This window comes from Cryobacterium sp. TMT1-2-1 (genome assembly GCF_004403955.1).
Lineage (GTDB): Bacteria > Actinomycetota > Actinomycetes > Actinomycetales > Microbacteriaceae > Cryobacterium > Cryobacterium psychrotolerans.
On the sequence record NZ_SOHC01000077.1, the window covers coordinates 35,077 to 57,626 of the forward strand.

Below are 22,550 nucleotides of genomic sequence, written 5' to 3' on the forward strand. Positions count from 1 at the left end.
CTACTAGTTGAGAGGAGTCCCGCATGGGTCAGCAGAGCGGCCGGTACGTTGAATGGATGCGGCTGGCCCTCGCCGAGGCCCGGACGGCACTGGCGACGGGCGATGTTCCGGTCGGGGCGATCGTCGTGGATGCCGGCGGACGGGTCATCGGGACCGGCCGCAACGAGCGCGAACTGCTCCAGGACCCGACGGCGCACGCCGAGATCGTGGCCATCCGTCAGGCGGCGGCCGCGACAGGGGACTGGCGCCTCACCGGATGCACCCTCGTGGTGACGCTGGAGCCCTGTGTGATGTGTGCGGGTGCGATCGTCGCGGCACGGGTTCCCGTGGTGGTCTTCGGCGCCTGGGACGAGAAGGCGGGCGCATCCGGATCGGTGTACGACGTGCTGCGGGACCGGCGACTCAATCACCGGGTCGAGGTGTATCCCGACGTGGACGCGGAGGAGTGCGGGGACCTGCTCAGGGAGTTCTTCGAGGACCCAGCCCGTCGAGCCACTCGCTGAACATGGCGCGGGACGCGTCCTGCATGGCCGCCGAGTAGCGGGCGCGCTCGCGGCGGAGGTCGTCGGCGTCGACGCCCTCGGCGAGCAGTTCGGCAGCGGATGCCGCGAGCCATTGCTCGTGCATCTCGTCGGTGACCTCCGGGTGGAACTGCACGGCCAGGGCCCAGTTGCCGATCCCGAACGCCTCATTGCCGTACTGGGGCGACCCGGCCAGCCGGGTCACGCCGTCGGGCAGGTCGAAGGTGTCGCTGTGCCATTGCATCACGGGCACGCCGGCAATGTGCCGGAGCGGCGAGAGAGCGCCGGCCTCCGTCGGCTCCACCGTGCGGTAGCCGATCTCGTTCGTCGGGCCGGAATAGACGGCCGAGCCGAGGGCGCTGGCCATGAGCTGGGCGCCGAGGCACACTCCGAAGACGGGCCGCCCGACCTCGAGCCTGTCGGCGAGCAGCCTGACCTCGGCGCGGAGAGCCGGGAACCGATCGGCGTCGCCGAGGCCCATGTCCCCGCCCAGGACGACGACGAGGTCCGCGGCCAGCGCGTCGATCCCGCGCACATCGTCCCGGAGCGTGTCGATGTGGAGCACCTCATAGCCATGCTCGCGCAGCACCGGCTCCAGGTTGCCGAGATGGATCGCCTCGTCGTGCCTGAGCACCAGGGCGGTGGGGCTCACTCGAGTCCTTTGATCACGATCGCGTCGGTGGGAGGGTTGGCGAGGTTCGGGTCGACGTAGACATCCGGCTCCAGGTAGATCGCCCGCGCGACCGGGACGGCTTGGCGGATCCGGGCTTCGACCGTATTGATGGCGCCGGCGACCTCGGAGAATCGGCCGCCGGCGTCGAAGGACAGCTTGGCGGCGACCAGGAGCTCGTCCGGGCCGAGGTAGAGCGTCTTCATGTGGATGATGCGCCTGGTCTCCGGGCCAGCCAGGATCGCACTCTTGATGGCGGCGGCATCCTTCGCGCCGGCGCCCTCGCCGACCAGCAGGCTCTTGGTTTCGACGCCCAGGATGATGGCCACCAGCACGAGCAGCACGCCGATGGCAAGGGTGCCGACGGCATCCCAGATGGGGTTGCCGGTGAGGATCGTGAGGCTCACCCCGAGGAAGGCCAGGACGAGGCCGAGGAGGGCGGCGATGTCCTCGAGCAGCACCACCGGGAGCTCAGGGGCCTTCGCGCGACGCACGAACTGCACCCAGGTCTGGGTCCCTCGCACGTGGTTCGATTCGATGATCGCGGTGCGCAGGGAGAACGATTCGAGGATCATGGCGACGATGAGAACGACGATCGGCAGCCACGGCACCTCGAGCGGATGCGGGTCCTGCAGCTTGTTGACGCCCTCGTACAGGGAGAAGACGCCGCCGATGGAGAAGAGCACGATCGACACCACGAAGGCGTACACGTACCGTTCCCGGCCGTAGCCGAACGGATGCTCCTCCGTGGCATCCTTCTTCGCCTTGCGTCCGCCGAGCAGCAGCAGGCCCTGGTTCCCGGAGTCGGCGAGGGAGTGCACGCCCTCGGCGAGCATCGAGGATGAGCCGGAGAACGCCCAGGCCACGAACTTGGTGACCGCGATTCCCAGATTGGCCAGAAGTGCGGCCACGATTGCCTTGTTTCCGCCGGATGCGCTCATGTAAACATCCTAGGTCGCCAGCCGTTCCAGCGGCCGACACGTGACGGGGCCCGGAAAGTAGACTCGGAGGATGACTTCACCAGACTCGACCACGCTCCCCGCAATCGCCTTCCTCGGCGCCGGTTCGATGGCCAGGGCAGTCCTGGCGGGGCTCCTCAAGCCGAGCGTGACGGTGCAGGGCGGCATCCGTGCCACCAACCGCAGCACCGCGAAGGCCGACGAACTGGCCGGCACCGAGGGCGTCACGGCCTGGGCCACCGAGGTCGACCCGGAAGCCAACCTCAAGGCGGTCGCCGGGGCCCGCATCGTCGTCGTCGCGGTCAAACCCGCCATGGTGCCGGGCCTGCTCACCGAGATCGCCGGCAGCCTCGAGCCGGGAACCCTCGTCATCAGCGTCGCGGCCGGCGTGACGATCGCCACCTTCGAGTCGCTGCTGCCCGAATCGGTGCACGTCATCCGGTCGATGCCCAATACTCCGGCCATCGTCGGCCAGGCGGTGACCGGGCTGAGCGCCGGCACGCGTTCGACCGCCGAAGACCTCGCGCTCGCCACGGCGCTGTTCGACACCGTCGGCGACGTGCTCGTGGTGCCGGAAGGCAAGCTCGACGCACTCAGCACCATCTCCGGATCCGGACCCGCCTACGTGTTCTACCTGATCGAGCAGCTCACCGCCACGGCGATCGACAAGGGATTCACGCCGGAGGAAGCGGCGACGATGGTCAACGGAACGTTCCTCGGCGCCAGCTCCCTGCTGGCGGTCTCGGACAAGACCCCCGGAGAGCTGCGCCGCCAGGTGACCAGCCCCAACGGCACCACCGAGCGGGCGGTCTGGGAGCTCGAAAAGGGCGGCCTCAAGTCACTGTTCGACACGGCAACGGATGCCGCGCTCGCCCGGGCCCGCGAGCTGGCGGCCTCGTAGCGGCCGGCCGGCCGCTACGAGCCGAGGGCGGCGAACCGTTCGATGTCCGGCTCGGTGCCGGCCACGATGATGAGGTCCTCGTCGGTCACAACGGTCTCCGCCGTCGCGTACGTGAACGGACGGCCGGGGCTCTTCACCCCGACGACGGTCACCTTGTGCTTGCTGCGCACACCGGAGTCGGTGAGGTTGCGCCCGCGGATGGCCTTGGGCGGATACATCTTGACCAGCGCGAAGTTGTCGTCGAACTCGATGAAGTCGAGCATCCGGCCCGAGACGAGGTGGGCGACCCGCTCGCCGGCCTCCGCTTCCGGATAGATCACGTGGTTGGCGCCGATGCGCTCGAGGATCTTGCCGTGCGACTTCGAAATCGCCTTGGCCCAGATCTGCGGGATCTTCAGGTCGACCAGGTTGGCCACAATGAGCACGCTGGCCTCGACGGATGACCCGACCGCGCAGACCGCGACCGAGAAGTCCTGGGCGCCGATCTGCCGGAGGGCGTCGATGGACTTGGCATCCGCCTGAACCGCGTGGGTGACTCTCTCCGACCACTTCTGCACGAGGGCCTCGTTGTCGTCGACGGCGAGCACTTCCCGCCCGAGGCGGTCGAGCTGGCCGGCCGTGGCCGCCCCGAACCGGCCGAGGCCGATGACGAGCACAGGGGCGTCGTGCTTAATGCGATCAACCAACGATGGGCCTCTCCTCGGGGCGCCTGAAAAGCTGCCTGCTGTGGCTGGCGGCCAGCGCCGCCGCGAGTGTCACTGTACCAACCCGGCCCATGAACATGGTCGCCGCCTGCACGTAGACGCCCGCGGGCGGCAGATCCTGGGTGAGGCCGGTCGAGAGGCCGCAGGTCGCGAACGCCGAGATGACGTCGAAGAGCACCAGGTCGAAGGGCTGCTTCGAGATCTGCAGGATGAGGATGCTGGACACCGCCACGGTGGTCGCCCCCCAGAGCACGACGCTCACGGCCAGGCGCAGGATGTCAGCGGGGATCCGGCGGCCGAAGGCCTCCATCTGCGCACGCCCGCGTGCCTCGGCGAAAGCGGCGAGGAAGAGGATGGCCAGGGTGGTGACCTTGATGCCGCCCGCGGTCGAGGCCGAGCCGCCGCCGATGAACATGAGCATGTCGCTGACCAGCAGGCTCGATCCGTGCAGGTCGCTCACGGTGATGGTGGCGAACCCTCCCGACCTCGTCATCACGGACATGAACAGCGACTGGAAGATCGTGTCTCCGGCATTCAACGATCCGAACGTCTTCGGGTTGTCGAATTCGAGCAGGATGTAGATGAGCATGCCGGCGAACATGAGGGCGAATGTGGTCACCAGCGTCAGCTTCACGTGCAGGGACCAGCGGCGGGGGCTGAGCCATCCGTTTGCGAAGGCGTAGATCACGGGGAAGCCCAGACTTCCGAGGAACACGCCGAGCATGAGTCCGCCGAGAAACCAGTAGTCGTTCGCGAACTGGTCGAGGCCCCCGACGTTCGGGCTGAAGCCGGTGTTCGTGAAGGCCATCGCGGAGTAGTAGATGCTGTGCCAGGCGGCCTCGCCCAGGGGGACTCCGTCGAGCAGCATCCGCGGGAAGAGGATCGCGGTGACCACGGCCTCGATCACCAGGGTGCTGATGGCCACCGTCGCCAGCAGGCTTCCGACCTCGCCCAGGCGCACAGCCTGGCTCTCGTTGATCGGCCCGGCGTGGATGCGGGAGGGGTTCGAGTCGCTCGCCGCCATGAGCTTGGCGCGGAGCCCGAGCCGACGGGAGATGACCATCCCCATGATCGAGGCCAGGGTGAGCACGCCGATGCCGCCGATGTTGACGCCGACGACGACAAGGATGTTTCCGAACGGCGACCAATGCGTCGCCATGTCAACCGTCGAGAGGCCGGTGACGCAAATCACCGAGACGGCGGTGAAGAGAGCATCGTGCAGCGGCGTTATCGCCCCGTTCGCCGAGGCGATCGGAAGGGAGAACAGCAGGGTGAAGAGCAGCACCAGGGCGGTGAAGACGAGCAGCGCGAATCGCGACGGTGATTTGCGCACCAGGTCGTCGACGAGGTCCCGAGCACGTCCGTACCACGACGAGTTCGGTGCTGGGAAACGAGTCTCAGACGAGACGAATGGCACCTGTGGCTCCCGCTTCCGTTGTGGCCGTCGACGATATGTCATCGTACCCGTAGGGCGAGTGACTAATCTTGGCTCATGGCAAACATCTTCGACGTGGTGGCGGACTCAACTCGGCGCGACATCCTGCACATTCTCCTGGAGCGCTACAACCAGGCGGCCGACAGCGTCGGGGAGCTGAGCGTCTCGGACATCGTGAGCCAGCTTGGTCTGAGCCAGCCGACGATCTCGAAGCACCTTAAGGTCCTGCGCGAAGCCGGCCTCGTGGGCGTGCGCGAAGAAGGCCAGCACCGCTACTACCACCTCGACTACGCGCCGCTGGAAGAGATTGAGGACTGGCTGATCCCGTTCCTCAGCGTCGACTTCGATGCGACCGCCATGGAAATCGACGCCGAGGCCGGTCTGAAGTCCGAGCAGCGCGCCTTTGCCGCGGCCATCGGCAAGGCCTTCGCCGACACGTCGTTCCAGATGAGCCACGCCGTGAAGGAGGCCACCTCGAAGAAGTGGCGCAAGAGCGACTAGACGACCGCTCGGCTTGCCCCTAGAGTGTCCAAATAGCACTCGGGTAACACCCGTAACACCCGGTGCTGGCAGGGTCGACTCGCCGGGATCACGAGGGGTTCACGCGAATGGCACAGGACTTGTCCGAGGTGCGCTTCCTCACGGTGGCCGAGGTCGCCGAGATGATGCGCGTGTCGAAGATGACGGTTTACCGCCTCGTTCACTCCGGGGAACTGCCCGCTATCCGCTTCGGGCGCTCCTTTCGCGTGCCCGAGTCCGCCGCCCGGGCGGCCATCGAACGGCCGGTCGCGGACTCTGCGTAGGAGGCCCTGTTTTTTTCGGTTAGAATGGTGTTTTCGTGTCGGTCGCAGATCCGCGGCTCAACCAAAACTTTGTGAGGTCCGTGTGGGTTCTGTAATCAAGAAGCGACGCAAGCGCATGGCGAAGAAGAAGCACCGCAAGCTGCTTCGTAAGACTCGCCACCAGCGTCGCAACAAGAAGTAGGACGGTCTCTGACCGTACTGGCGTGAGCGTCAGACCCTTCGGGTCTGGCGCTTTTTGCTTGCTCGGATCGCGGCCCTGATGCTCGCCGGCTTCATCCGAATCATCGGCCAGCGGCGCGCCACGGCATACCGGTGCAGGACGGCATCCGGATTCACCACCACCGGGTGACCGACCAGCTCAAGCAGCGGAATGTCGTTGTGGGAGTCGGAGTAGGCCCAGCAGTCGGCGAGGTCGACGCCGCTCGCCGCGGCGCGGGCCTCGGCCGCGCGCGCTTTGCCCTGCCCGTGGCAAATGCCGTCGACCAGGCGCCCGGTGAACGCGCCGTCAACGGTTTCCAGCACGGTGCCGAACGCGCCGGTGAAACCCAGCCGTGTCGCGATCACGTCGGCCAGCTCCTGCGCCGTCGCACTGATCAGCCACACCTCTCGGCCGGCCGCCAGGTGCCGCCGGGCGACGTCAACCGTCTCGGGCCAGAGGCGCTGCACGAGCCGCGTGTCGAAGATTTCGTTGCTGAACCGGATGAGCGCGGCCTGATTGTGACCGATGACGAGCTCGAGTCCGCGCTCGCTGACCCGGCTGACGTGGGCGGGGTTTTCGCCCACGGCCAGGAACCGGGCCTGCTTCCAGCCGAATGACAGGATGTCCCGCAGGGAGATCAAGCCCCGCCGCCAGGCGCCGACGCCGAGGTAGTAGAGGCTTGCGCCGCGCAGCAGCGTGTTGTCCACGTCGAAGAACGCGATCGCGCGGGGAGGAGGTCCGGTCACCATGTGCGGATGAGTCTAGTTCGTCCGCGGGGGGCGGCCGGGTCTGCACTCTCCCAGCTTCGCCCGCCTAGGCTGGAGGCATGGCTACCGCACTCCTCACCCTGATCGGCAAGCCCGGCTGTCACCTCTGCGATGACGCTCGGGACCTCATCGACAGCGTCGTGGAGAAGATCGCCGGCCACCCGTCCGCTCCCGAAATCGTGCTCGAGGAGCGTTCGATCCTCGACGACGCCGCGTTGCACGAGCAGTACGTCGAGGAGATTCCCGTGCTCCTCATCAACGGCAAGATGCACAACTACTGGCGGATTGACCCCCTGCGCCTGCGCACGGCCCTGCTGGAGGTGCGATGAGAATCCGGCACGTCGTCTCTTGGCGGCTCGCAGCGACGGACCCGGCCGAGAAGGCCGAGCACGCGGCCCGGATCATCGCCGGGCTGGAGTCCCTGGTCGGCGTGGTCGACGAGATCCGTTCGCTTACCGTCGGCGCTGATGTCGCCGGTGGCGACAACTGGGACGTCGTTCTGATCGCCGACTTCGACGACATGGAGGCGGTCGCCCGCTACCAGGCGCACCCCGAACACCAGAAGGTGGGCGCGTACATCCGGTCCGTCGTCGCCGCCCGCATGGCCGTCGACCTGGCCTTCTAGCCCCGCCCCATCCCCCCCGCGAAACCGCACTTGTGCGCGTTATTCGCGTCGTTTAGCGCGCACTACTGCGGTTTCGCGGAGGTTTGCTGGGCGATGACTCGCCGCACGCGGTTGAGGAACGCCCGTTGGCGCGTGAACACATCGTCGGGTACCACCCGGATGACGCGCCACTGGTCGGTTTCGAAGATCTCGCGCCGAGTGATGTCCCTGCGAAAACGCTCTTTGTCTATCCGGTGCCCGTCGCCTTCGTACTCGAACAGGAGGCGGGCCCACGGGTAGGCGAGGTCGGGTTTCCCGAGGCGCCGCCCGTTGACGTCGAAAATCACCTCGTTGACGACAGGTGCGGGCAGGCCGTCATCGACGAGGATCAGCCGCAACCACGTCTCCGGGCGCGAATCCACGCCGGTGCGCACCCGGGCGATTGCCTCCCTGAGGTTCTTCGCGCCCCGGCGGCGGGCGCAGCGCAGCACGCCGGCTCTCAGCTCGGCGATGGTGGCCAGCGGGGGCTCGCGGCCCGCGTCGGTGACCCGGCCGGAGACGAGGTAGTCGCCGGCGGCAATGAGGTCGTAGAGCGTGAGGTGCGTAGCCAGCTGGCACCACGTCGATACCGGGTCGGTCACCACGAAGCCGTCGAGTTCCCGGAACCGGGACTCGATGCCGCCGAGCGCGTGTCCGACCACGCCGACGACGCGAGGCGGTTGGCCGCGCTCGTTCACGGCAACGTGGAGGGTCTGATCGTAGGCGAGGGACGGGGGCAGCGGGATCAGGTAGAGCTGCGCCGCCGTGATGTGGCTGAAGGCCTGGCCGGCGGGCATCCGCGGCAGGTAGCCCTCGCACCGGCCGTGCACGGCCGTGAAGTCGAGGTCGATCGCGCGCACGCCACGGGACGGTCGCTGCACGTCGGGGGCGAGCAGCCGGCCTCGTCCCAGGGTTTCCGGGGGAACATCCGTGGTGAGGAACGCACGTCCGCGGAGCGGCTCTGGGAGGATCGTTCGGTTTCGCACCCGGTCATGATGCCTTCTTCCGCCCGTGCGCGCCGAACCTGTCCACAGCCCACCGCGAGACTGCAGTTGTGCGCGCTAAAACGCCCGAATAACGCGCACAACTGCGGTTTCGCGGGGAGGAGAAGGGGGAGGAGAAGGGGGAGGGGGAGGGAACGGGGGTTAGGGCTCGAGGCGGGTGGGGCCGCGGAACAGGTAGGTGACCTCGCGGATGCTGGTCTGGTGCAGCATGAGCATCAGCACCCGGGCGAGGCCCATGCCGAAACCGCCGTGGGCCGGCACGCCGTAACGGAAGAAGTCGAGGTAGGTCTCGAGCTCCTCCGGGTCGAGGCCCTTCTCCTTCGCCTGCTCGACGAGCACGTCGATGCGGTGCTCGCGCTGGGCTCCGGTGGAGATTTCGGTGCCGTTGAAGATCAGGTCGTAGCTGTTGGTGAGGCCCGCGTCGCCCTCGTGGCGCATGTGGTAGAACGGGCGGATGCTCGACGCGTAGTCGGTGAGGAAGACGAACTCGTGGCCGTAGGTCTCCTTGACGTACGCGGCGATCCGGCGCTCGCCCTCCGGGTCCATGTCGGCGTCGTCGCGCGGAACCTCGTAGCCGTGCTGCTTGACGATCTCCTTCGCCTCGGCGAGGGGGATGCGCGGGAACGGCTTGCTTGGAACGGTCACCTCGACGTCGAAGAGGGTCTTGACCTCGTCGCCGTGCTTCGCCTTGACGGCCGTGAATGCGGCGACGAGCAGGTCCTCGTGCAGCGCCATGACGTCTTCGTGGCTGTCGATCCAGCTGATCTCCGAGTCGATGCTGGTGAACTCGGTGGCGTGGCGGCTGGTGAACGACGGGTCGGCGCGGAACGCGGGCCCCACCTCGAACATCTTGCCGAAGCCGGCGGACTGCGCCATCTGCTTGAAGAACTGCGGGCTCTGCGCGAGGTAGGCCTTGGTGTCGAAGTACTCAACCTCGAACAGCTCCGCACTGGACTCGCTGGCGCTGGCCATCAGCTTCGGGGTGTGCAGTTCGATGAAGTCGTTGTCGACCCAGTAGGTGCGGAGCGCGTGCTCGAAGGTGGTCTGGATGCGGAAGATGAGGTTCTGCTTCGGGTTGCGCAGGTCGAGGAAGCGCCAGTCCATGCGCTTGTCCAGGCTGGAATCGGCCGCGATCGGCGTTTCCGGGATCGCGAGGGTGACGATCTCCAGCGTGGCCAGCTTGATCTCGATGCCGCCGAGCTTGACCCGCTCGTCGTGCTTGAGCTGGCCGGTCACGGTGACGAAGCTGCCCTGCGAGAGCGACGAGATGCTCGTGGCCGGCTCGTCGGCGATGACCACGCCGTCGGCATCCGAGTTGCGCGGATTGACCAGCTGCACGGCGCCGGACTCGTCGCGGAGCACGACGAACTGCACCTTCTTCTGGTCTCGCACCGTCTCGACCCACCCGGACACCGAAACGGGGCCGTCGTCGAGGGCGGACAGGTTCTTGATCAATACGCGCGCATTCACGTGGCAAGTTTAGCCGAACGGCTCTCGGCGAATTCGCGGCCGGGCCCTCCGTAGACTGGAACACGTGGTAGCTAGCCAGATACATCTCGTGCGGCACGGTGAGGTTTTGAACCCCGAGCGCGTCCTTTATGGAAGGCTGCCGGGATTCGGCCTCTCCCCCCTGGGGCAGAAGATGGCCGAGGCAGCCGCGGCAGACCTGGTCGACCGGGGTCGCCCGGTCGCACGCGTCGTCTCCTCACCGCTGCAGCGCACGCGGGAATCGGCAGAGCCGATTGCCGCCCTGTTCAACCTGCCGGTCTCCACCGACGACCGCCTGATCGAGCCGAAGAACCGCTTCGAGGGAACCAGGCTGACCGGCCCGGGCGGCGCGCTCCGCGACCCGCGAAACTGGCCCTCGCTGACGAATCCGCTCCGCCCGAGCTGGGGTGAGCCCTTCCGGTCGATCGCAGGGCGGATGCTCGCCGCCGTCGACGAGGCCTGGCGCTCGGTCGAAGACGGAGACGTCGTGCTCGTCAGCCACCAGCTGCCGATCTGGATGGTGCATCGCGCGCTCACCGGCGACCGCCTGCCCCACGACCCGCGCAAGCGCCGCTGCGAGCTCTCGAGCATCACGACCCTCTCCCGGCGAGGCGAGGCCTTCGTCGAGGTCGGCTACGCGAACCCGGCCGGGCACCTCCAGGTGCTGGCCACGGATGTCGGGGCGGTATGAGGCGCCCCCGTTTCCTGACCGTCCTCGCTGCGGCTGCGACACTGTCCATCCTGCTCGCCGGATGCGCCGCCGACCCGCTCGCCGAGCAATACCGCGAGGGCAGCAGCAAGGGCTTCATCGCCGGGGACGGCAGCTGGACCGAGATCCCCGCGGCCAAGCGCGGCGACGCCGTGGCCTGGAGCGGGACCACCGAAAACGGCAAGGCCGTGTCCTCGGCCGATTACGCCGGCCAGGTCGTCGTCCTCAACTTCTGGTACGCCAGCTGCGCTCCGTGCCGTGCCGAAGCCCCCGACCTGCAAAAACTGAACCAGGAGTTCGAGGGGAAGGGCGCCTCGTTCCTCGGCGTCAACGTGCGCGACCGGGCCGCCAACGCGATCGCGTTCAACGACACCTACGGCATCACCTTTCCCTCGGTGATGGACGTCGAGGACGGCAGCATGCAGCTGGCGTTCAGCGGGAGCATCCCGCCCAACGCCGTGCCCACGACCCTGGTCCTGGACGGCTCCGGCCGCGTGGCCGCGCGGATTCTCGGCCGGGTGTCGTCGCCGTCAATCCTGAAGACCTTCATTCGCGACACGATCGCCGAGGACTCGTAGGCGTGGGTGATCCGTTCGGGGAACTCGTCTTCAGCGGCCAGCTTCTCATCGCGATCCCGATTGCCGTGCTGGCCGGACTCGTCTCCTTCGCGTCTCCGTGCATCCTCCCGCTCGTGCCCGGCTACCTCGCCTACATCGGCGGCTTCACCGACGGGCGCACGCCGGCCCGGGGTGATCGCAGCGGCCGGAACCGGCTCCTCGCCGGCGTCGGCCTCTTCATCCTCGGATTCACGCTCGTTTTCGTGCTCACCGGCGTCATGTTCGGCGCGGCGGGATTCTGGCTCAACCAGTACCGCGACCTGATCACCCGCGTCGCCGGCGGCATCGTCGTGCTGCTCGGGCTCGTTTTCATCGGCCAGTTCGGCGTCATGCAGCGCACGGTCAAGTCCTCGTGGCGTCCGCGGATGGGGCTCGCCGGTGCGCCGGTGCTCGGCGCCGTGTTCGCGATCGGCTGGACACCGTGCACGGGGCCGACGCTGACCGCGATCAACTCGCTCAGCCTGAGCTCGGGGTCACCCTGGCAGGGCGGCCTGCTGGCCCTCTTCTACGCCCTCGGCCTCGGCATCCCGTTCCTGCTGATCGCCCTCGGCCTCAACTGGGCGACCGGAGCGGTCGCATTCCTGAAGCGGCATATTCGCGTGATCAACCTGATGGGCGGCGCCCTGCTCATTCTCATCGGCCTGCTCATGGTCAGCGGCGTCTGGAACGCCTGGCTCCTCGACCTCCAGGGGGTGATTGGCAACTTTGTCCCGGCCATCTGACCATTACGACTCCCGCCCGGCCCGCTCCGGCCCCGACGTCACCCAGCCGCGGCTCGGCACTTCGGGCTGGCTGCGCTGGTTCTGGCGCCAGCTCACGAGCATGCGCACGGCGCTGTTCCTGCTCCTGCTGCTCGCGATCGCGGCCGTTCCCGGCTCGCTCGTGCCGCAACGCAGCTCCGACCCGAACGGCGTCACCCAGTACTTCGCGAACAACCCGGACCTCGCGCCCGCCCTCGACACCATCCAGGCCTTCGATGTGTACTCCTCGGCCTGGTTCTCCGCGATCTACCTTCTGCTCTTCGTCTCCCTGATCGGCTGCGTGATCCCGCGCACGAAGCACCACCTGCAGGCGCTCCGAGCCACACCCCCGAAGACCCCGGCCCGTCTCGCCCGGCTGGCCGGGTTCACCACCCGCGACGCCCCCGCCGGCACGGATCCCGCGGCCGCGATCGATTCCGCGCGCGGGCTCCTCAAGGAGAGCGGCTACCGCGTTGCCCGGTTCGACACCGAGCGGGAGGCCTCCGTCTCGGCCGAGCGCGGCTACCTCCGCGAGACCGGCAACCTCGTCTTCCACTCGGCCCTGGTCGGCATCCTGATCACCGTCGGATTCGGCAGCGGATTCGGTTTCAGTGGTCAGCGCGTGCTCGTCGAAGGCCAGACCTTCGTGAACTCGCTGCTGGCCTATGACTCCTTCAACCCCGGACGTTTCTTCGACGACGCCGGCCTCGACCCCTACAAGTTGAAGCTCGACGACTTCACCGTCGACTACGAGACCGAGAACCTCAAGGCCTTCGGTCAGCCGCTCGACTTCACCGCCGATGTCACGGTCACCCCGCGGGGCGAGGACCCCGAGCCCGCCGCGGTCAAGGTCAACGCTCCGCTCCGGACCGGCGGCACGGATGTCTACCTGCTGGGCAACGGCTACGCCCCGACCATCACCGTGAAGGACCCCGCTGGCAAGGTCGTGTTCACCGACTCGATCCCGTTCCTGCCCCAGGACGCGAACCTAACCTCCCTCGGGGTGGTGAAGGTTCCGGACGGGCTGAAGAAGCAGGTCGGCATGATCGGGTTCTTCTACCCGACCCAGGCGGAGGCGCAGTCCGGCGCCTACTTTTCCTCCTTCCCGGATCTCGAATACCCGCTGCTGACCCTGAACGTCTACGCCGGCGACCTCGGCCTCGACGAAGGCGTCCCGACATCCGTCTATTCGCTCGACACCGACAAGATGGATGCCCTGGCCACGCGCACGACCACGGTCAAGCCGCTCGAGCTCAAGCCAGGCGAGACCCAGCAGCTTCCGGGCGGACTCGGCTCGGTCACCTTCGAGGACGCCAACCCGGGCGCGAAGAAGGGCGACTTCTCCGGCTCCGTCCTGCGGTTCGCCTCCTTCGACATCCACCACGACCCCACCCAGGGCTGGGTGCTCCTGTTCGCGGTGCTCGTGCTGCTCGGCCTGCTCACCTCCCTGTTCGTGCCGCGCCGCCGCGTCTGGGTGAAGGCGGTCCGGCAGGACGACGGCTCGGTGCGCCTCGAGTACGCCGGACTCGCCCGCGGCGACGATCCGGCCCTCGAAGCCGCGGTGGCCGCACTGGCCGACCGCCACAGCGCCCGGCTGACCTCGCCCGCGTCCGCGCCGCTCGCCCCCGCCCCTGAACAGACTTAGGCTGGCCTAGTGAATCTCAATGAGCTCTCGATCCTGAGCCTGTACTCCGCCATGGGCGTCTACGCGCTCGCATTCATCGCTTTCTCGATCGACCTGGCCCGGCGCTCCTCCGCCGTCGGCGCGGTCCAGGCTGACGAGCTTTCGTCGCCCGAAGCCCGAGGCGCCGCCGGGGCGGCATCCGGGGGCACAACCACCCTGACCCGGATCAGCACGCGCATCGCCAACGACGCGGCCACGCCGTACGGCCGCTCGTCCAGCCTCCGGGTCGGCGTCTCGCTGACCGTGCTCGCCTGGGCGCTGCACCTGGCCGCCGACGTGCTGCGCGGCCTGGCCGCCGGCCGGGTCCCGTGGGCGAACATGTACGAATTCGCGATGACCGGAACCCTCCTCATCGTCACGGTCTTCCTGATCGTGCTGACCCGGGCCGACCTGCGCTTCCTCGGCACCTTCGTCACCGGCCTCGTGCTCATCCTGCTCGGAGTCGCGGCCCTCACGTTCTACGTCGAGGTCGCGCCGCTGCCGCCGGCGCTCCAGTCCGCGTGGCTGGTCATCCACGTGTTCGTCGCCTCGCTGGCCACCGGTTTCTTCGCTCTCGGCTTCGCCCTGAGCGTCGTCCAGCTGCTGCAGTTCAAGCGGGAGAGCCTTGCGGCCGACGCCCGGGCGGCCCGGCTGCGCTTCGTCGCAACGCTGCCCTCCTCGGTGACCCTGGAGAACCTCGCCTACCGGGTCAACATCATCGGGTTCATCCTCTGGACCTTCACCCTGATGGCCGGCTCGATCTGGGCCGAGAAGGCCTGGGGCCGGTACTGGGGCTGGGACACCAAGGAGGTCTGGACCTTCATCATCTGGACCATCTACGCCGGGTATATCCACGCCAGGGCGACCCGCGGATGGCGCGGTTCCCGGTCGGCGTGGCTGGCGATCATCGGTTTCAGCGCCGTCTTGTTCAACTTCGGCATCGTGAACGTCTTCTTCAAGGGCCTGCACGCCTACTCCGGCCTGTAGACGATCTCACAAGCCCAATCAGGATGCCGCTGAGTTGCGGAGAAAGTACCTTCATTTCGCTCGGGAAGGTACTTTCTCCGCAACTCAGTTGAGCCGGGTGGGGGCTGCGAGATCGCCTAACCAGCGAGGAGCGCGTGGGTGCGGGCCAGGCGGTCCAGCCACCAGTCGCGACGGTCCGCGGCCGCCGCGTGGCGCTCGAGCAGCGCCGGATCGGGAGTGACCCGGCGCACGGCAACGCGACCCTGGACCGGGATGAGCGGCTCGTTCGTGACATCCGCGGCCAGCAGCGCGGCCGTTCCGAGGCCGCAGTCGAACGACAGGTCGGGGATGGCAGCGGCGAGGTGCGCGCCCATCGAGATCCCGATCGAGGTGTCCAGCGCGCTCGAGACGACGACGGGCAGCCCGGCTTCGCGGGTGATCGACAGCGCCGCACGGATGCCGCCGAGCGGCTGGGCCTTCACCACCAGGATGTCCGCCGCATTGGCCCGGGCCACCGCGAGCGGGTCATCGGCGCGGCGCACGCTCTCGTCGGCGGCGATCGGCACCCCCATGTACCGCGTGCGGACCCGGATCTCGGCCAGCTCCTCGACGGTCGCGCAGGGCTGCTCCACATACTCGAGGTCGAACCCGGCCAGGGCGTGCATGGCGTGCTCGGCCTCGTCCACATTCCAGAGCCCGTTCGCGTCGACGCGGATGCGCCCCTCCGGCCCGAGTGCCGCGCGCACGGCGCGCACCCGCGCCACGTCCTCGGCCAGGGTGCGGCCCGGATCGGCGACCTTGACCTTCGCGGTGCGGCAGCCGGGAAAGCGGGCCAGGACCCCGGCCACGGCCTCGGGTTCGACCGCGGGCACCGTGGCGTTCACCGGGACGCTCGTGCGCAGCAGCGCGGGCGTTTCGTGCCAGCCGAAATCGATGGCTGCCCGCAGCCAGGCCGCGGATTCGGCATCGTCGTATTCGGCGAACGGCGAGAACTCCGTCCAGCCGTGCGGGCCCTTCAGGAGCAGGGCCTCGCGGCTCTCCAGCCCCCGGAACCGCGTGACCAGGGGCAGGGCGACAACGCGCGCGGTACCGAGCAACTCGTCCAGTGAGGGCAGCATCCCCCCAGTCTGGCACTCGAGCGCGACGGAGACCGTCAGCCTCGGCCCGGTCAGGTCAGAGAACATCCCGCATGAACGCGTTGTCCGGCTCGGGCCCGACGTCCGCGCCGTTGCCGTTCGGCTTCGTGTTGACCAGGACGACGGAAATCCCGGGCGCAATCAGCAGGTAGGCATCCTCGATGCGGCCTTCGCCGCTGTTCACGCGCAGCCAGTACGGCCGGCCCGCCGCCAGCGCCGTGGCCAGTTCTTCCTGGACCGACGCGACGGTGCGCCCGCCGAGGGAGTACGGCCGGCCCCCGTAGACGATGTCGATCCGGTTCACGGCGTCCCCTTCGTCAGCGTGGTCGGCGTCGGATGCGGCTCGGGAACGATCTGCAGCCCACCGGAGGAATTGGCGGTGAACATGAGCGCTTCGATCCATTCCCGGTTGAGGCTCGGGGTTCGGGCGCCGAAGTACTTGTAGGCGATCGGGATGCCCGGATTCAGCCAGATGGTGCTCCGGCCGCCGCCGCCCTGCGGGTCGTCCCGCCACGTGAAGTAGAAGGACTCTCCGCGGCGCAGCTTGGCGCCGATCACGACCTGGATGTGCGCGAGTATTCGATCGTCAAAGTCAGCCGTGAGCGTCGAATCGTATGTCAGCTTGCCCATTGCACCGCTCCCCGTTCCCCGGTCTTGTGAGAGTACCTCGGTTCGAGGCGCGCCCACCATGCTCAGTTCGGGGGGTACTCAATCCCTCAGGTAGCGCTCCAGGCGCGGCACATGCAGGAGGGCCAGTGCGCGCTTTTCGATCTGCCGGACCCGTTCCCGGGTCACGCCCTGGATCAGCGCGATCTGGTCGAGGGTTCTGGGGGCGTCGCCGTCGAGACCGAACCGGGCCTGGAGGATGGCGCGTTCCCGGGGTGGCAGTGCGTCCAGGTAGAACGTGATGTCCGCCGCCCGCAGGGCGATGGTGGCGTATTCATCCGGCTGGGGCAGGTCGTCGTCGATGATCAACTCGGAGATGTCCCCGATGCCGTCCCCGACGGGAGCGTGCAGGGAAATGGGTTCGTTGTCGTATTGCAGCAGTCGAGCCACATCGCGGGCCGGAATCTGGGTGGCCTCGGCGAGTTCGCGCACGGTGGGGTCGCGGTCGAGCGTGCTCGTCAGGTCGCGGCGAATCCGCTTGATCTTGTTCAGCTTCTCCGCGGTGTGCACCGGGATCCGGATCATCCGGGACTTGTCCGCCATGCCGCGGTGGATGGCCTGGCGGATCCACCAGGTGGCGTAGGTCGAGAACTTGTACCCGGTCATGAAGTCGAACTTCTCGACCGCCCGAACGAGCCCGATGTTCCCGTCCTGGACCAGGTCCATGATCGGCACTCCGCGGCCGGAGTAGTGCTTCGCGATGCTCACGACCAGGCGCAGGTTCGCTTCGATGAAGTGGTTCTTCGAACGGCATCCGTCGTGCACGAGCCACGCTAGTTCGCGTTCGAGGTCCGGGTCATCGATGTTTCCCTTGAGGAGTTTCTCCTCGGCGAACAGGCCCACTTCGATCCGTCGGGCGAGGTTCACCTCGTCTTCTGCGGTGAGCAGGGCGCCCTTGCCGATCCGGCGGAGGTAGTCGCCGAAGGCGTCGGTGGAGGCCCGGCCGTAACGAGCGCTCGACGGGGCGGAATGCGCGGTGATCGTCATGACATCACCACCCGTCCGGCGAAGCTCGCGGCCGCTCGTTCGAATGACGCGTAATAGGTTCTCTCACGGAGAAGCCCCAGGTGAGTGACTTCGAAGGCGCCCTCGACCTGCTGGATGAATCCCAGCACCGCCGACGCCTCCCCGCCGGCAATCGACCGGTCGCAGATGCGCCATTCTGTGGGTGAGAGTTCGGTAATTCGGACTTCGAGACGGTTCATACCGTCATCTGCGACGTTATTCATGACACCTCCGGGTCGTACCAAGGACACAAGTAGATAACGCGCGGGAATGGCGCTCAAGGGGGTTGACATTCCCGCGCCGAGCGGCCAATCTTTGTCCTCCGAATGGGGGACCGCCGACGAGGACCGGAGCCCCGCGTAGTCTTGCTGCATGACCGAACAGGTGTCCGAAATCTTTGACCCAGGCCAGTGGCGGGATGTCGCCGGCTTCGACACCCTCACGGACGTGACCTACCACCACGACGTGACCGGCCGGATCGCCCGCGTGGCGTTCAATCGGCCCGAGGTGCGCAACGCCTTCCGCCCGCGCACCGTCGACGAACTCCACGCGGCGCTCGAGGACGCACGCACGAACCCGCGCATCGGGGTCGTGCTGCTGACCGGGAACGGACCCAGCCCGAAAGACGGCGGCTGGGCATTCTGCTCGGGGGGAGACCAGCGCATCCGCGGCCGCGACGGCTACAAGTACGCCGACGGCGAGACGGCGTCGGGGATCGATGCCGCGCGCGGCGGGCGGCTGCACATCCTCGAGGTGCAGCGCCTCATCCGTTTCATGCCCAAGGTCGTCATCGCGGTCATTCCCGGCTGGGCCGCCGGCGGCGGGCATTCCCTGCACGTCGTCTGCGACCTCAGCATCGCCAGCGCGGAGCACGGCAAGTTCAAGCAGACGGATGCCGACGTGGGCTCCTTCGACGCCGGCTACGGCAGCGCCTACTTCGCCCGCCAGGTCGGCCAGAAGGCGGCCAGGGAGGTCTTCTTCCTCGCCCGCGAATACTCCGCGCAGCGCGCGCTCGAGATGGGCGCCGTGAACGCCGTCGTGCCGCACTCGGACCTGGAGGCGGAAGCCCTCGACTGGGCCCGCGAAATCCTGACCAAGTCACCCACCGCCATCCGGATGCTCAAGTTCGCGTTCAATGCCGTCGACGACGGCCTGGTCGGCCAGCAGGTGTTCGCCGGTGAGGCCACCCGCCTGGCCTACGGGACGGACGAAGCGGTCGAGGGCCGCGACGCCTTCCTCGAGAAGCGCGAGCCGGACTGGGGTCCCTACCCCTGGCAGTTCTAGGCGCGCATGACCAGGGCGCTGATCGTTGTTCCGGCGGACAACACCACCAGGCTGCTGGCCCTGCTGCGGTCGGCGCTCACCGGGGAGGGCGACGCCGTGATGCCGGTCCCCGGGAGCGCGGGCGCCCGGCCGAGCGGAACCGTGCCGCGCCGGGTCGCCGTGGTGATCGAAACGTCCGGCTCGACCGGCGCCCCGAAACGGGTGATGCTCAGCACGGACGCTCTGCTGGCCGGAGCCGCGGCGTCGAACGTGGCCCTCGGCGGCCCGGGCCAATGGCTGCTCGCCCTGCCCGGCCACTACATCGCGGGGGTGCAGGTGCTGGTGCGCTCGATCGCGGCCCAGACCACACCGCTCGTCCTGCCGCCGGGCGGTTTCGACCCGGCCGCCTTCATCCGGCTCGCGGGGCGGCTCGGCGAGCCCCTCCGGTTCACCTCCCTCGTGCCCGTGCAACTGGCCCGGCTGATGGATGCCGCGGCCCTGGACCGCCCCAGCCTGGCCGTGCTCCGGCGCTTCACCGCCATCCTCGTCGGCGGCCAGGCGGTCCCGCCGGAGCTGCTCCGCCGCGCGGCCGAACTGGACCTGCGGGTCGTGCGCAGCTACGGCTCGTCGGAGACCGCCGGAGGCTGCGTGTACGACGGGGTCCCCATCGGCGACACGATGGTCCGGGTCGTCGACGGGCAACTCGAGATCACCGGCGCCGTGCTGGCCGAGGGGTACCTCGGTGACGCGGCGCTGACCGCGGAGCGCTTCGTCAGCGAGCACGGGGTGCGCTGGTACCGCACCGGCGACCTCGGTTCCGTGGATGCCCGGACCGGCCTCGTGCGCGTCTTCGGCCGCGCGGACAACGTCATCATCTCCGGCGGCGAAAAGGTGTCGCTCGACGCGGTCGAACGGGTCGTGCGCACGCTCCCCGGCCTCGCCGAGGCTGTCGTCCTCGACGCCGACGACGCGGAGTGGGGCCAGGTCCCCGTCGTCGTGCTCGCCGCGGCGTCGGACGGGCATGTCCGGCCGGCCGAGCTGGCGCAGATCCGTGAGGCTGCGGCATCGTTGCTCGGCAAGGCGGCGAGGCCGGCACGGGTCGTGGCGGTGCCGGCGATCCCGGTGCTGGCCTCGGGCAAGCCGGACCGGCAGGCGTTGCGCCGGCTGCTCGCCTCGGCCCCCGGTAGCCCGGCCCAGTAGCATGAGTGCGTGGCACACGGAGCGCGGCCGGTCAGGCCCAAAATGCAGCGGTTGAATCCCGCCGAACGACTCGCCCAGGCGAGCGGTGCGGCCGGGAATGGTGCGGCCAGGAGCGGCGCGCCGAAGAGCGGCCCGCCGCGCAAGGGCCCGGCGAAGGTCAAACCGGCCACGGCGGCCGACTGGGTTTCCGGGGCCAGGCTGCGCACCCTCCCGCTCGCGATCGCCCCGGTCGCCCTCGGCACCGGCGCGGCGATCGTCGCCACCGGCCCCGGGGTCTTCCACCCGGAGCGGGCGCTGCTCGCCCTCGTGGTTGCCCTGTGCCTGCAGATCGGTGTGAACTACGCCAACGACTACTCGGATGGCGTGCGCGGCACGGATGCCCACCGGGTCGGTCCGGCCCGGCTGACCGGGTCCGGGGCGGCGAGACCCGCCGCGGTCTTGAGCGTGGCGCTGGCGTTCTTCGCCCTCGCGGCCCTGGCCGGGCTCGCCCTCGTGGTGATGACCCAGCAGTGGTGGCTGCTCCTCGTCGGCGCCGCGGCCATCGGGGCGGCCTGGCTCTATACCGGGGGCAAGAAGCCGTACGGGTACTTCGGCCTGGGCGAACTGTTCGTCTTCGTCTTCTTCGGGCTGGTGGCCACGCTCGGAACGACCTACGTCCAGGCGGGGACGGTCAACACCGAAAGCTGGCTGGGCGCGGTCGGCATCGGTCTGGTCGCCTGCGCGGTGCTCATGGTCAACAACCTGCGCGACCGCGAGACCGACAAGAAGGCGGGCAAGCGCACGCTCGCGGTCCTGATCGGCAACGTGGCCTCCCGCGTCGTCTTCTGCGTCTTCCTGCTCGCGCCGTTCGGGATCGCGCTGTTCTTCACGATCTTCTACCCGCTGGCGTACTTCACGTTCTTCGTGCTCCTGCTGGCGCTGCCGGCCTGTCTGATCACCGTGACGGCGAAGACGTCACGGGAGTTGATCCTGGCCCTGCAGCTCACCAGCCTGGCCGCGCTGGGCTACGGGGTGCTGCTCGGGCTCGCTTTCGCGCTCTAGCCTTCGCGTCCGGCCTGCTCGTCCCGGGCGCGGTCGAGGCGGTCGAGCACCGCGTCTTCCGACTCGGCGTCCGGGTGAACCGGCTCCGACGCGGGGTGCCTGGCCGCATACAGGTCGCGGGCGACGTTCTCCCGGGGCGTGCGCAGGAAGATGTACGAGAGGCACAGCCCGATCACCGCGGCAACGAGCGCGGCGAGCCACCACTCGATCCGCAGCGCAAGCAGAACCCCGAGCGGGACCGCGAACATCAGCACGCGCAGGAGCGAATAGGACAACCAAGCGGGAACGGCCTTCATCCCTCCAGCTTAGAACCGGGCGGCTGTGCGGGCGCTCACCGTACTCTCGGCCGCGCGGCCTACAATCAGGTATGCCCAAGCTGCTGATCGGTCTCGGACTGGTTGTTGTCATACTCACCGTCTACACGCTCGTGGACTGTGCCCTCGCCGATCGCAACCGCATCCGCGGGCTTCCCCGCTGGGTCTGGATCTTCGTGCTGGTCCTCGTGCCGGTGATCGGCCCCCTGCTCTGGCTGTTCGTCGGTCGAGGCCGCGCGGGCGGCGCCGGTGGTCGAACGACCCGTTCGCTCGCCCCCGACGACGACCCGGAGTTCCTCCAGGGCCTCAAGCGAGAGAGCCAGCAGCAGGAGCGAATCCGGCAGATGGAGCAGGAACTGGCCGACCTCGACAAGCCCGACCCCCGCACCGGTGGGACCCCCGGGCCGGGCGGAGCCCCCGGCTTCAACCCTCAGCAGCCCGATCCGGGTGAGGGTGAACAGCCCGACCGCCGGGACGTCTGAGCCCGTCGGTGCCCGAATCCGCGGTGGCTGAATCCGCCCCGGGCGACAGCCCGGCGACAGCCTTCAGCGTCGCGCTGCTTGGCGAATTCGTGCGCCTCGGCGTGCGCGATGTGGTGCTCTGCCCGGGGTCGCGTTCGCAGGCCCTCGCCCTCGCCTGCGCCGAACTCGAACGGATCGGGCGGATCCGCCTGCATGTGCGCCTGGACGAACGCGGAGCCGGATTCCTCGCGCTGGGCATGGCCGTCGAAACCGGCGTCCCGGCGCTCGTGATCACCACCTCCGGGACGGCCGTCGCGAACCTGCACCCCGCCGTGCTCGAAGCCCACCATTCCGGCGTCCCGATGATCCTGCTCACCGCCGACCGGCCCGATGAACTGCGCGGCATCGGGTCGAACCAGACCACGGTGCAGCCGGGCCTGTTCGGCGGGGCCGTGCGGCTCAGCGTCGACGAGCCCGCCCCGGTCGGCGGCTCCGGCGAGCAGCGCGGCGCCCTCGCCCTCGCCCGGCGGGCGCTGGCGGCGGCGGCCGGCATCAAATCGACCGGCATCACGTCGACCGGGATCCGGCCGGCCGGCCCTGGCCCGGTGCAGCTGAACCTGGCCTTCCGGGAACCGCTCTCGAGCGCGGTGACCCTGACCGGCGACGAGCCGCCCG

At 68.6% G+C, this 22,550-nt stretch carries 30 protein-coding genes; 17 read left to right on the forward strand and 13 right to left on the reverse strand.

Features of this window, described 5'->3' with window-relative positions:
* Positions 1–23 precede the first annotated feature (23 nt).
* Positions 24–503, forward strand: coding sequence for a tRNA adenosine(34) deaminase TadA (gene tadA, locus E3T33_RS13875; RefSeq protein WP_241982961.1), 480 nt, complete (start codon positions 24–26; stop codon positions 501–503).
* On the opposite strand, the gene E3T33_RS13880 is transcribed toward tadA, so the two are convergent.
* Both E3T33_RS13880 and E3T33_RS13885 read right to left on the reverse strand, forming a co-directional pair.
* Positions 460–1,173, reverse strand: coding sequence for a gamma-glutamyl-gamma-aminobutyrate hydrolase family protein (locus tag E3T33_RS13880; RefSeq protein WP_134575558.1), 714 nt, complete (start codon positions 1,171–1,173; stop codon positions 460–462). The genes tadA and E3T33_RS13880 overlap by 44 nt on opposite strands.
* Positions 1,170–2,132 (reverse strand): cation diffusion facilitator family transporter, encoded by a 963-nt coding sequence (locus E3T33_RS13885; protein WP_134575560.1) that lies wholly within the window; start codon positions 2,130–2,132, stop codon positions 1,170–1,172. The genes E3T33_RS13880 and E3T33_RS13885 overlap by 4 nt, the downstream gene beginning before the upstream one ends.
* A gap of 70 nt (positions 2,133–2,202) precedes the next feature.
* Here E3T33_RS13885 and proC point away from each other — a divergent pair, with 70 nt between their 5' ends.
* Complete coding sequence (gene proC / locus E3T33_RS13890) at positions 2,203–3,051, forward strand: pyrroline-5-carboxylate reductase (RefSeq protein ID WP_134575562.1); 849 nt, start codon at positions 2,203–2,205, stop codon at positions 3,049–3,051.
* Between the two features lie 14 nt (positions 3,052–3,065).
* Here proC and E3T33_RS13895 read toward each other — a convergent pair whose 3' ends face one another.
* Together E3T33_RS13895 and E3T33_RS13900 are read right to left on the reverse strand one after the other, a co-directional pair.
* Positions 3,066–3,737 carry a TrkA family potassium uptake protein gene (locus E3T33_RS13895; RefSeq protein WP_092323319.1) on the reverse strand — a complete coding sequence of 224 codons (672 nt, stop codon included), beginning with the start codon at positions 3,735–3,737 and terminating at the stop codon, positions 3,066–3,068.
* Entirely contained in the window at positions 3,730–5,091 is a 1,362-nt protein-coding gene (locus E3T33_RS13900; RefSeq protein ID WP_241982963.1) for a potassium transporter TrkG, read from the reverse strand. The genes E3T33_RS13895 and E3T33_RS13900 overlap by 8 nt, the downstream gene beginning before the upstream one ends.
* Before the next feature lie 156 nt (positions 5,092–5,247).
* Here E3T33_RS13900 and E3T33_RS13905 point away from each other — a divergent pair, with 156 nt between their 5' ends.
* From E3T33_RS13905 to E3T33_RS13915, 3 genes are all read left to right on the forward strand, one after another.
* On the forward strand, positions 5,248–5,691 hold the full coding sequence (locus E3T33_RS13905) for a metalloregulator ArsR/SmtB family transcription factor (protein ID WP_134575566.1): 444 nt from the start codon (positions 5,248–5,250) through the stop codon (positions 5,689–5,691).
* A gap of 107 nt (positions 5,692–5,798) precedes the next feature.
* Positions 5,799–5,993, forward strand: coding sequence for a helix-turn-helix domain-containing protein (locus E3T33_RS13910; RefSeq protein WP_092323323.1), 195 nt, complete (start codon positions 5,799–5,801; stop codon positions 5,991–5,993).
* Positions 5,994–6,075: 82 nt separating this feature from the next.
* On the forward strand, positions 6,076–6,174 hold the full coding sequence (locus tag E3T33_RS13915) for an AURKAIP1/COX24 domain-containing protein (protein ID WP_003792170.1): 99 nt from the start codon (positions 6,076–6,078) through the stop codon (positions 6,172–6,174).
* A gap of 29 nt (positions 6,175–6,203) precedes the next feature.
* Here the strand turns inward: E3T33_RS13915 and E3T33_RS13920 are convergent, their stop codons facing one another.
* Positions 6,204–6,941 (reverse strand): HAD-IB family hydrolase, encoded by a 738-nt coding sequence (locus tag E3T33_RS13920; RefSeq protein WP_134575568.1) that lies wholly within the window; start codon positions 6,939–6,941, stop codon positions 6,204–6,206.
* 77 nt (positions 6,942–7,018) lie between these two features.
* Here E3T33_RS13920 and E3T33_RS13925 point away from each other — a divergent pair, with 77 nt between their 5' ends.
* Complete coding sequence (locus E3T33_RS13925) at positions 7,019–7,288, forward strand: glutaredoxin family protein (RefSeq protein ID WP_134476227.1); 270 nt, start codon at positions 7,019–7,021, stop codon at positions 7,286–7,288.
* A complete protein-coding gene (locus E3T33_RS13930) occupies positions 7,285–7,584 on the forward strand; it encodes a Dabb family protein (protein WP_134575570.1) in 300 nt (99 codons plus the stop codon). Before E3T33_RS13925 ends, E3T33_RS13930 begins: the two co-directional genes overlap by 4 nt.
* A 62-nt stretch (positions 7,585–7,646) precedes the next feature.
* Here the strand turns inward: E3T33_RS13930 and E3T33_RS13935 are convergent, their stop codons facing one another.
* Both E3T33_RS13935 and aspS read right to left on the reverse strand, forming a co-directional pair.
* Complete coding sequence (locus E3T33_RS13935; RefSeq protein ID WP_134575572.1) at positions 7,647–8,588, reverse strand: hypothetical protein; 942 nt, start codon at positions 8,586–8,588, stop codon at positions 7,647–7,649.
* Positions 8,589–8,747: 159 nt separating this feature from the next.
* The gene (aspS, locus tag E3T33_RS13940; protein WP_166784503.1) at positions 8,748–10,076 is read right to left on the reverse strand and encodes an aspartate--tRNA(Asn) ligase; all 1,329 of its coding nucleotides are present in this window, start codon (positions 10,074–10,076) and stop codon (positions 8,748–8,750) included.
* 64 nt (positions 10,077–10,140) lie between these two features.
* On the opposite strand from aspS, the gene E3T33_RS13945 reads away from it, so the two are divergent.
* From E3T33_RS13945 to ccsB, 5 genes are read left to right on the forward strand one after another with little or no spacing between them, the layout of a single operon-like run.
* Positions 10,141–10,785 (forward strand): histidine phosphatase family protein, encoded by a 645-nt coding sequence (locus E3T33_RS13945; RefSeq protein ID WP_092323332.1) that lies wholly within the window; start codon positions 10,141–10,143, stop codon positions 10,783–10,785.
* Positions 10,782–11,381, forward strand: a complete 600-nt coding sequence (locus tag E3T33_RS13950) for a TlpA disulfide reductase family protein (RefSeq protein WP_092323334.1) — start codon at positions 10,782–10,784, stop codon at positions 11,379–11,381. The genes E3T33_RS13945 and E3T33_RS13950 overlap by 4 nt, the downstream gene beginning before the upstream one ends.
* 2 nt (positions 11,382–11,383) lie before the next feature.
* Positions 11,384–12,142, forward strand: coding sequence for a cytochrome c biogenesis protein CcdA (locus tag E3T33_RS13955; protein WP_092323335.1), 759 nt, complete (start codon positions 11,384–11,386; stop codon positions 12,140–12,142).
* The gene (locus E3T33_RS13960; protein ID WP_134575574.1) at positions 12,126–13,805 is read left to right on the forward strand and encodes a cytochrome c biogenesis protein ResB; all 1,680 of its coding nucleotides are present in this window, start codon (positions 12,126–12,128) and stop codon (positions 13,803–13,805) included. The genes E3T33_RS13955 and E3T33_RS13960 overlap by 17 nt, the downstream gene beginning before the upstream one ends.
* A gap of 51 nt (positions 13,806–13,856) precedes the next feature.
* Positions 13,857–14,810: a c-type cytochrome biogenesis protein CcsB gene (gene ccsB, locus E3T33_RS13965; RefSeq protein WP_134575581.1), complete on the forward strand. Its 954-nt coding sequence runs from the start codon at positions 13,857–13,859 to the stop codon at positions 14,808–14,810.
* A gap of 116 nt (positions 14,811–14,926) precedes the next feature.
* On the opposite strand, the gene E3T33_RS13970 is transcribed toward ccsB, so the two are convergent.
* From E3T33_RS13970 to E3T33_RS13990, 5 genes are all read right to left on the reverse strand, one after another.
* On the reverse strand, positions 14,927–15,907 hold the full coding sequence (locus E3T33_RS13970; RefSeq protein ID WP_092323338.1) for an o-succinylbenzoate synthase: 981 nt from the start codon (positions 15,905–15,907) through the stop codon (positions 14,927–14,929).
* A gap of 55 nt (positions 15,908–15,962) precedes the next feature.
* Positions 15,963–16,229, reverse strand: coding sequence for a hypothetical protein (locus tag E3T33_RS13975; RefSeq protein WP_092323340.1), 267 nt, complete (start codon positions 16,227–16,229; stop codon positions 15,963–15,965).
* On the reverse strand, positions 16,226–16,555 hold the full coding sequence (locus tag E3T33_RS13980) for an ATP-dependent DNA ligase (RefSeq protein WP_092323342.1): 330 nt from the start codon (positions 16,553–16,555) through the stop codon (positions 16,226–16,228). Before E3T33_RS13980 ends, E3T33_RS13975 begins: the two co-directional genes overlap by 4 nt.
* 78 nt (positions 16,556–16,633) lie before the next feature.
* Positions 16,634–17,578 (reverse strand): sigma-70 family RNA polymerase sigma factor, encoded by a 945-nt coding sequence (locus E3T33_RS13985; RefSeq protein ID WP_092323344.1) that lies wholly within the window; start codon positions 17,576–17,578, stop codon positions 16,634–16,636.
* Positions 17,575–17,820 (reverse strand): hypothetical protein, encoded by a 246-nt coding sequence (locus tag E3T33_RS13990; RefSeq protein ID WP_134575576.1) that lies wholly within the window; start codon positions 17,818–17,820, stop codon positions 17,575–17,577. Before E3T33_RS13990 ends, E3T33_RS13985 begins: the two co-directional genes overlap by 4 nt.
* A gap of 148 nt (positions 17,821–17,968) precedes the next feature.
* On the opposite strand from E3T33_RS13990, the gene E3T33_RS13995 reads away from it, so the two are divergent.
* From E3T33_RS13995 to E3T33_RS14005, 3 genes are read left to right on the forward strand one after another with little or no spacing between them, the layout of a single operon-like run.
* Positions 17,969–18,880 carry a 1,4-dihydroxy-2-naphthoyl-CoA synthase gene (locus E3T33_RS13995; RefSeq protein ID WP_092323347.1) on the forward strand — a complete coding sequence of 304 codons (912 nt, stop codon included), beginning with the start codon at positions 17,969–17,971 and terminating at the stop codon, positions 18,878–18,880.
* Between the two features lie 6 nt (positions 18,881–18,886).
* On the forward strand, positions 18,887–20,059 hold the full coding sequence (locus tag E3T33_RS14000) for an AMP-binding protein (protein WP_166784504.1): 1,173 nt from the start codon (positions 18,887–18,889) through the stop codon (positions 20,057–20,059).
* 9 nt (positions 20,060–20,068) lie between these two features.
* Positions 20,069–21,100: a 1,4-dihydroxy-2-naphthoate polyprenyltransferase gene (locus E3T33_RS14005; RefSeq protein WP_241982962.1), complete on the forward strand. Its 1,032-nt coding sequence runs from the start codon at positions 20,069–20,071 to the stop codon at positions 21,098–21,100.
* Here E3T33_RS14005 and E3T33_RS14010 read toward each other — a convergent pair.
* The gene (locus E3T33_RS14010) at positions 21,097–21,396 is read right to left on the reverse strand and encodes a DUF4229 domain-containing protein (protein WP_092323350.1); all 300 of its coding nucleotides are present in this window, start codon (positions 21,394–21,396) and stop codon (positions 21,097–21,099) included. The genes E3T33_RS14005 and E3T33_RS14010 overlap by 4 nt on opposite strands.
* Before the next feature lie 71 nt (positions 21,397–21,467).
* On the opposite strand from E3T33_RS14010, the gene E3T33_RS14015 reads away from it, so the two are divergent.
* Both E3T33_RS14015 and E3T33_RS14020 read left to right on the forward strand, forming a co-directional pair.
* Entirely contained in the window at positions 21,468–21,896 is a 429-nt protein-coding gene (locus tag E3T33_RS14015) for a PLD nuclease N-terminal domain-containing protein (RefSeq protein ID WP_092323351.1), read from the forward strand.
* Positions 21,897–21,919: 23 nt separating this feature from the next.
* Positions 21,920–22,550: thiamine pyrophosphate-binding protein (locus E3T33_RS14020; protein WP_347233212.1), on the forward strand; the 631-nt coding region annotated here is incomplete at its 3' end.

What these genes read in the sequence shown, in the direction of transcription:
- E3T33_RS13950 (WP_092323334.1), top strand. Translation starts at nt 10,782, where the DNA reads ATGAGGCGCCCCCGTTTCCTGACCGTCCTCGCTGCGGCTGCGACACTG.
- E3T33_RS13930 (WP_134575570.1), top strand. Translation starts at nt 7,285, where the DNA reads ATGAGAATCCGGCACGTCGTCTCTTGGCGGCTCGCAGCGACGGACCCG.
- ccsB (WP_134575581.1), top strand. Translation starts at nt 13,857, where the DNA reads ATGGGCGTCTACGCGCTCGCATTCATCGCTTTCTCGATCGACCTGGCC.
- E3T33_RS13990 (WP_134575576.1), bottom strand. Translation starts at nt 17,820, where the DNA reads ATGAATAACGTCGCAGATGACGGTATGAACCGTCTCGAAGTCCGAATT.
- proC (WP_134575562.1), top strand. Translation starts at nt 2,203, where the DNA reads ATGACTTCACCAGACTCGACCACGCTCCCCGCAATCGCCTTCCTCGGC.
- E3T33_RS14000 (WP_166784504.1), top strand. Translation starts at nt 18,887, where the DNA reads ATGACCAGGGCGCTGATCGTTGTTCCGGCGGACAACACCACCAGGCTG.
- E3T33_RS13910 (WP_092323323.1), top strand. Translation starts at nt 5,799, where the DNA reads ATGGCACAGGACTTGTCCGAGGTGCGCTTCCTCACGGTGGCCGAGGTC.
- tadA (WP_241982961.1), top strand. Translation starts at nt 24, where the DNA reads ATGGGTCAGCAGAGCGGCCGGTACGTTGAATGGATGCGGCTGGCCCTC.
- E3T33_RS13905 (WP_134575566.1), top strand. Translation starts at nt 5,248, where the DNA reads ATGGCAAACATCTTCGACGTGGTGGCGGACTCAACTCGGCGCGACATC.
- E3T33_RS13970 (WP_092323338.1), bottom strand. Translation starts at nt 15,907, where the DNA reads ATGCTGCCCTCACTGGACGAGTTGCTCGGTACCGCGCGCGTTGTCGCC.
- E3T33_RS14010 (WP_092323350.1), bottom strand. Translation starts at nt 21,396, where the DNA reads ATGAAGGCCGTTCCCGCTTGGTTGTCCTATTCGCTCCTGCGCGTGCTG.
- E3T33_RS14015 (WP_092323351.1), top strand. Translation starts at nt 21,468, where the DNA reads ATGCCCAAGCTGCTGATCGGTCTCGGACTGGTTGTTGTCATACTCACC.
- E3T33_RS13980 (WP_092323342.1), bottom strand. Translation starts at nt 16,555, where the DNA reads ATGGGCAAGCTGACATACGATTCGACGCTCACGGCTGACTTTGACGAT.
- E3T33_RS13920 (WP_134575568.1), bottom strand. Translation starts at nt 6,941, where the DNA reads ATGGTGACCGGACCTCCTCCCCGCGCGATCGCGTTCTTCGACGTGGAC.
- E3T33_RS13985 (WP_092323344.1), bottom strand. Translation starts at nt 17,578, where the DNA reads ATGACGATCACCGCGCATTCCGCCCCGTCGAGCGCTCGTTACGGCCGG.
- E3T33_RS13885 (WP_134575560.1), bottom strand. Translation starts at nt 2,132, where the DNA reads ATGAGCGCATCCGGCGGAAACAAGGCAATCGTGGCCGCACTTCTGGCC.
- E3T33_RS13995 (WP_092323347.1), top strand. Translation starts at nt 17,969, where the DNA reads ATGACCGAACAGGTGTCCGAAATCTTTGACCCAGGCCAGTGGCGGGAT.
- E3T33_RS13925 (WP_134476227.1), top strand. Translation starts at nt 7,019, where the DNA reads ATGGCTACCGCACTCCTCACCCTGATCGGCAAGCCCGGCTGTCACCTC.